The organism is Streptomyces sp. NPDC044002 (assembly GCF_056434525.1).
In genome coordinates, this window is the sequence record NZ_JBWKEZ010000051.1 from 39,529 (window position 1) to 45,528 (window position 6,000).

Here is a 6,000-nt window from a genome sequence, read left to right on the forward strand (position 1 = left end):
CGAGCGGCCGGCGGCCCGTCAGCCCACGAGGACGCCGGGGTTGAGGATGCCCCGGGGGTCGAGCGCGTCCTTCGCGGCCCGCAGGGCGAGGGCGAAGGGTTCGGGGCGCTGGAGGTCGTAGCCCGGCCGGTGGTCGCGTCCCACGGCGTGGTGGTGGGTGATGGTGGCCCGGTACCGGTGCAGGACCTCGCCGGCGACTGCCTTGAGGTCGTCCCACAGGGCGACTCCGTCGTCGGGCCGTCCTGCGGCGAGGACGGTGAAGTAGGGGGCCGCGCCGTCTGGGTAGACGTGCGTCAGGCGGCAGTTGACGGTGGCGGGGTGTCCGGTGGCCTTGAGGGCCGCCGCGCCGACCTCGGTGCGTACGGCGTCGATCAGGGCGGGGACGCGGTCCCAGGTGGCGGCCGTCTCGAAGGTCTCCGCCACCGCGCCCATCCGGACGAGGCCGTCGCGGAGGTAGGGCATCCGCAGGAAGGCGGCGCGCCAGGCGCCGACGGCCGCGTCATCGGCCGGCGTCCCGTCGGCGTGTCGTTCCGGGCCGGTGTTCCCGCCGGGGCGGCCGCCGTGGGAGCGGGCCAGTTCGACGGCGCGGGCGAGCCTGCCGTCGACCGGTTCGTGCGCGGACTCGAAGCCGAGGACGAGGACGGAGCCGCCGTCGTGGGCGGCGCCCGACAGTGCCGCCTCGCCCGGGTCGAGGAGGCGGCAGTTGGCGGGTGAGAGGTCGGACTGCGCGAGGTCGCGCACCGCGCGGAGGGCTGCGTGGAAGTCCGTGAAGGAGACGGCGGCCGAGGCCTTGTGGCGGGGGCGTTCCTGCAGTCTCATCCACGCCTCGGTGATGACGCCGAGCGCGCCTTCGGAGCCGAGGAAGAGGCGGTCGGGCGACGGGCCCGCACCGGAGGCGGGCAGCCGCCAGGAGCCGCTGGTGCCGGCGGGGGTGACCACGCGCATCGACTGGACGAAGTCGTCGATGCGGGTGCGTCCGGTGGCGTAGTGGCCGCCGGCCCGCGTGGCGAGCCAGCCGCCGAGGGTGGAGAACTCGAAGCTCTGCGGGAAGTGGCGCAGGGTCAGGCCGTGCGGGCGCAGCTGTGCCTCCAGGTCGGGCCCGAGGGCGCCGGCCTGGATGCGCGCGGCGCGCCCTTCGGTGTCGACCTCCAGGACGCGCCGCATCCCGGTCAGGTCGAGGGACAGCACGGCCCGGTGGGCGTCTCCGCGGTACTCCACTCCCCCGGTGACCGAGGAGCCGCCGCCGTACGGGACGACTGCCGTCCCGTGGCCGCCGGCCCAGTCCAGCAGGTCGGCCACGTCCTGCTCGGCGGCCGGGCGGGCGACGAGGTCGGGGATACGGCCGGGCTGCCCGCGCAGGGCGCGCGCCACGTCGCGGTACGCCTTGCCCATGGCGTGGGCGGCGCGGTCCGCGGGGTCGGCGGTGACCAGGTGGGCGAGGGCGGGCGGCGGTTCGACGGCGGGGGCCCCGATGCGCAGGCCGCGTACGAGGTCGCGTACGTCGGGGACGGGCAGGGGGCGGGCGAGGGTGCCGGGGAGCAGGGCCCCCATCGCGGCGCATTCCGCGTCGGCGGGGTGCGCGTCGGCCCAGCCCCAGCCCCACCAGGAGCGGGTGCGGGTGCGGGGGGCCGACCGGGGGGTGGTGCCGTCCATGGAGGTGCTCCAGAGGTCGCCGGGCCATTGAACTTACCTTGAGGTAAATTACCTACTGGTAAGATCGGTCCATGGCAACCCCTTCTTCGAAAGCCGGCACCAAGGGAGTCCCCCGCGAACACCGTGCGCGGCAGATGCTGGACGCCGCCACGGAGGAGTTCGGCACCCGCGGCTACGCCGCGGCCTCGCTGCCGGCGATCGCGGCGCGGGTGGGCGTCACCAAGACCCTGCTGCACCAGTACTTCGGCACGAAGGAGGACCTCTACGTGGCCTGCCTCGTGCCGGTCGGCGACCGGCTCCTGGGGGCCGTCCGCACGGCGATGGGCCCGGACGGGACCACCCCGCAGACCCCGTTGCGGGTGCTCGACGCGATCTTCACCGCGCTGGAGGGGCGGCGGGAGTCGTGGTTCGTGCTCTACGACACCACCCTGCCGCCCGGCGGGGAGGCGGCGCGCACGGCCGCCGGGTACTGGTCGGCCATCGACGCGCTGGCCGCCGCCGGCACCGCCGAACTGCTGCGCGGTGCCGGATCCGCCGACCCGCTGGACGCCGACGCGCTCATGTACGTGTGGCGGGACCTGGTGGCCACCCTGGTCCGCTGGTGGGTCAAGCACCCGGAGCAGACCCCGGAGGCCATGACGCGGCGCTGCGCCCGCCTCTTCGCGGCGGCCGCGGCACTCGCCCCCGAGGGCGGCCGCTGATCCCTCGGCGTCAGAAGGCGTAGAGCGGGTTGCCGTTCAGGGTCGCCGCCATCTCGCAGGGGTTGGGGAAGGTGTGCTGCCAGGCGATGCGGCTGCCGCGCCAGACGCCGTCGGCCGTGACCGTGACGGGGGCGTACTGCCGGGGGCAGGGGCGGTCCGGGGCCGGGGCGGCGAGCAGGCGGTCGAGCTTCCCGCCGGTGGCGCCCAGGGCGTCGCACGCGGCCCGGGGGTCGGGGTGCGTGCCCTCGGCCGTGTAGGCGCAGCTGAGGGTGACGGCCCGCTGGGCGGTGCCGGTGGCGGCGTCGCGGCCCTGGACGACACCGAGGACCACGGCGGACGGACCGTGCGGGGTCGCGGGCGCGGCCTCCGCGGCGCCCGTGGCGCCGGCGAGGCAGAGGAGGGCGGCGGCGGAGACTGCTGCTAAGCGGTGACGCACGACAGGACTCGCTTTCGATTCAAAGGTTGAAACTGGATCTATCTCTGCTATCCAGCGGCCAGTTGGGGGTGACACTGCCAGATCCGAAAGGCCTCCGCATATCGAGGATCGATTTACGGACGGGCCGTTCGGATATCGGATGCCTGGTGGCGGCGGCCTCCGGTTCGCCGAGGGGCCGTCCAGCGTGACCGGATCGGTGCGGCGGCGGAGCCCGCGGCGACGCGGACGACTGGCGGACCAGGGCGTGCGAGGCCCGGGTGACCCGTGCGTACCGCACGTCGGGCTGATGACAAACGCGACTGTCGCGGGCTCCTCGCCGCGTGCCACCTTTGCTCCCGTCACCGACCGAGGGAGCAGGTGTGAACAACGGGCACGCGGCCTTCTGCGACGCCGACCGCTGGTTCTACGACGCCCCGTACCGGCGCGCCGGCGAGGAGTTCCCGGCGGCCACCGCCCCCGTTCCCGAGGGCTGGCGCTCGCACCGCAGCGGCGACTGGCTCGCCCTGCGGCCCCTCGGCCTCCGGCTCCCCTCCCAGGGCTGGAAGATCCACGTGTCGGCCTGCCTCGACAACGCGGAGTCCGTCCTCGACCGGGTCCACGGCTACTGCGTGGAGCGGCGGACCGCCTTCAAGTTCGTGCCCAGCCGGTACCTGCTGCACCTGCGCAACGCCAAGTACGCGGACCGCGCGGCGAGCGGCAAGTTCATCACCGTCTACCCCGACGGCGCGGACGCCTGCCGGAGCCTCGCCGAGGACCTGGACGCCCTGCTGGCCGGCGAGCCCGGCCCGTACGTCCTCAGCGACCTGCGCTGGAACGACGGTCCGGTGCACCTGCGTTACGGCAGTTTCACCCTGCGGCACTGCTACGACGAACACGGTGAGCTGGTCCCCGCGATCGAGGAGCCCGGCGGACGGCTGGTGCCGGAGGTGCGCGGTCCGGCGTTCCGGCCGCCCGCCTGGGTCGAGCCGCCGGACTTCCTCCGGCCGCACCTGGAGCGGCGCTCCGCCGTCACCCTGGAGGGCATGCCCTACGCCGTGGAGCGCGCCCTGCACTTCTCGAACGGCGGCGGGGTGTACGCGGCCCGCGACACCCGCACGGGAGAGGCGGTCGTCCTCAAGGAGGCCCGCCCCTTCGCGGGGCTGGCCGCCGACGGGGCGGACGCCGTGGCCCGGCTGCACCGGGAGCGCAGGGCGCTGGAGCGGCTGGCCGGGCTGGACTGCGTACCCGCCGTCCGCGGCGCCTTCACCGTCGGGGACCACCACTTCCTGGCGCTCCAGTACCTCGACGGCAAACCCCTCAACACCTACTTCGCCCGCCGCCATCCGCTGATCGAGGCCGACCCCGGCCCCGCGGAGCTCGCCGCCTACACGGACTGGGCGCTGAAGATCCACGCGCGGGTGACGGAGGCCGTCGACGCGGTCCACGCCCGCGGCATCGTCTTCAACGACCTGCACCTGTTCAACATCATGGTCGCGGAGGACCCGGACACCGGTGAACCCTCCGTCGCCCTGCTCGACTTCGAGGCCGCCGCCCACGTCGACGAGGGCCTGCGCCAGACGGTGGCCAACCCCGCCTTCGTCGCACCGCCCGGCCGGCGCGGATTCGCCGTCGACCGGTACGCCCTGGCCTGCCTGCGCCTGGCCCTGTTCCTGCCGCTGACCAGCCTGCTGGTGATGGACCGGGGCAAGGCGGCGCACCTCGCGGACATCGCCGCCGAGCAGTTCCCCGTACCCCGTTCCTTCCTCGACGGGGCGGTACGGGAGATCCTCGCCGGGCCCGACGGGGGCTCCCCCACCCGGCGGACACCCGCCCCCGCCCGGCCGTACCTCCCGGCCCGCCCCGAGGACTGGCCGGCCGCCCGCGCCTCCCTGACCGCGGTCCTGCGCGCCACCGCCACCCCGGAGCGCGAGGACCGCCTCTTCCCCGGCGATCCGGCCCAGTTCGCCACCGCCGGCGGCGGAACGGCCTTCGGCCACGGGGCCGCCGGGGTCCTGTACGCGCTCGCCGAGACGGGCGACGCGCCCTGGGCGGAGGCCGAGGAGTGGCTGCTCGCCCGGACGCGGGACCCGGCCTCCGGGACCCCGCTCGGCTTCTACGACGGCCTCGCCGGACTGGCCTGGACCCACCACCGGCTCGGCCACCACGAGCGCGCGCTCGCCCTGGTGGAGCGCCTGCTCGGCCAGCCGTGGCAGTCCGCCGGACCCGACCTGCACGGCGGACTCGCCGGCATCGGGCTCGCCCTCGACTCCCTCGGCACCGCCACCGGCGACGGCGCCCTGCACGACGCCGCCCTGCGCTGCGCGGAGCTGGCCGACGCCGCCGGCCCCGGGCTGAAGCGGGCGGGGCTGCTGTACGGGCACAGCGGGATCGCCCTGCTGCACCTGCGCCTGTACGAGCGCACCGGCGACCCCGAACTGCTGCGGCGTGCCGGGCACTTCCTGCACCGGGACCTGGACCGCTGCGTGACCAGCGCCTTCGGCACCCTCCAGGTGGACGAGGGCTGGCGCACCATGCCCTACCTCGGCGCGGGCAGCGTGGGCATAGGCATGGTCCTGGACGACTGGTCGCGGCACGCGCGGGACGACCGCTTCGAGAAGGCCCGGCCCGAGATCGTCCAGGCGGCCCAGGCCACCTTCTACGCACAGCCGGGCCTCTTCCGCGGCGCCGCCGGCATGATCCTGCACCTGTCCCGGACCACCACCCCTGGCCCGGGCACCGGTCCGGGGGACATCGGCCGGCAGATCGAGGCCCTGGCCCGCCACGCCCTGCCGTACCAGGGGCGGCTCGCCTTCCCCGGCGAGCAGATGATGCGCCTGTCCATGGACCTGTCCACCGGCACCGCCGGCGCGCTCCTGGCCCTCGGCAGCGCCGCCACCGGCGGACGCGTGCACCTGCCGTTCCTCCCGCCTCCGCGCACCGCGGCGGCCCCAGAGCCGGTCCCCCTCCGGGGGGCCGTGACCCATCGGAACACACCAGCGAAGGAAAGGAACCAGCCATGACCCTTCTCGACCTGCAGTCCATGGAGACCCCGAAGGAAGAGACCACCGAGGCCGCGGAGTTCGGCGGCGGCGGTGGCGGCAGCCGCGCCAGCCTCCTCCTCTGCGGCGACAGCAGCCTGAGCATCACGACCTGTAACTGAGCAGGTCCCTGTGGGGCGTGGCGGGGCCCCCGCACGGGACGAGACCCCCCCCCGGACACCCCACTCCCTGT

5 protein-coding genes are annotated in these 6,000 nt (G+C 75.1%); 3 read left to right on the plus strand and 2 right to left on the minus strand.

Annotated features, from left to right (window positions below):
- Positions 1-18: 18 nt before the first annotated feature.
- Positions 19-1,653, minus strand: coding sequence for an FAD-binding oxidoreductase (locus AC07A6_RS30200; protein WP_478779254.1), 1,635 nt, complete (start codon positions 1,651-1,653; stop codon positions 19-21).
- A 71-nt stretch (positions 1,654-1,724) separates the two neighbouring features.
- On the opposite strand from AC07A6_RS30200, the gene AC07A6_RS30205 reads away from it, so the two are divergent.
- On the plus strand, positions 1,725-2,354 hold the full coding sequence (locus AC07A6_RS30205; protein WP_362471960.1) for a TetR/AcrR family transcriptional regulator: 630 nt from the start codon (positions 1,725-1,727) through the stop codon (positions 2,352-2,354).
- A gap of 10 nt (positions 2,355-2,364) precedes the next feature.
- Here the strand turns inward: AC07A6_RS30205 and AC07A6_RS30210 are convergent, their stop codons facing one another.
- Complete coding sequence (locus AC07A6_RS30210) at positions 2,365-2,790, minus strand: subtilase-type protease inhibitor (protein WP_362471957.1); 426 nt, start codon at positions 2,788-2,790, stop codon at positions 2,365-2,367.
- Between the two features lie 359 nt (positions 2,791-3,149).
- On the opposite strand from AC07A6_RS30210, the gene lanKC reads away from it, so the two are divergent.
- Both lanKC and AC07A6_RS30220 read left to right on the plus strand, forming a co-directional pair.
- On the plus strand, positions 3,150-5,789 hold the full coding sequence (gene lanKC, locus AC07A6_RS30215; RefSeq protein WP_478779255.1) for a class III lanthionine synthetase LanKC: 2,640 nt from the start codon (positions 3,150-3,152) through the stop codon (positions 5,787-5,789).
- Positions 5,786-5,929, plus strand: coding sequence for a SapB/AmfS family lanthipeptide (locus AC07A6_RS30220; RefSeq protein WP_362471951.1), 144 nt, complete (start codon positions 5,786-5,788; stop codon positions 5,927-5,929). Before lanKC ends, AC07A6_RS30220 begins: the two co-directional genes overlap by 4 nt.
- Positions 5,930-6,000 lie beyond the last annotated feature (71 nt).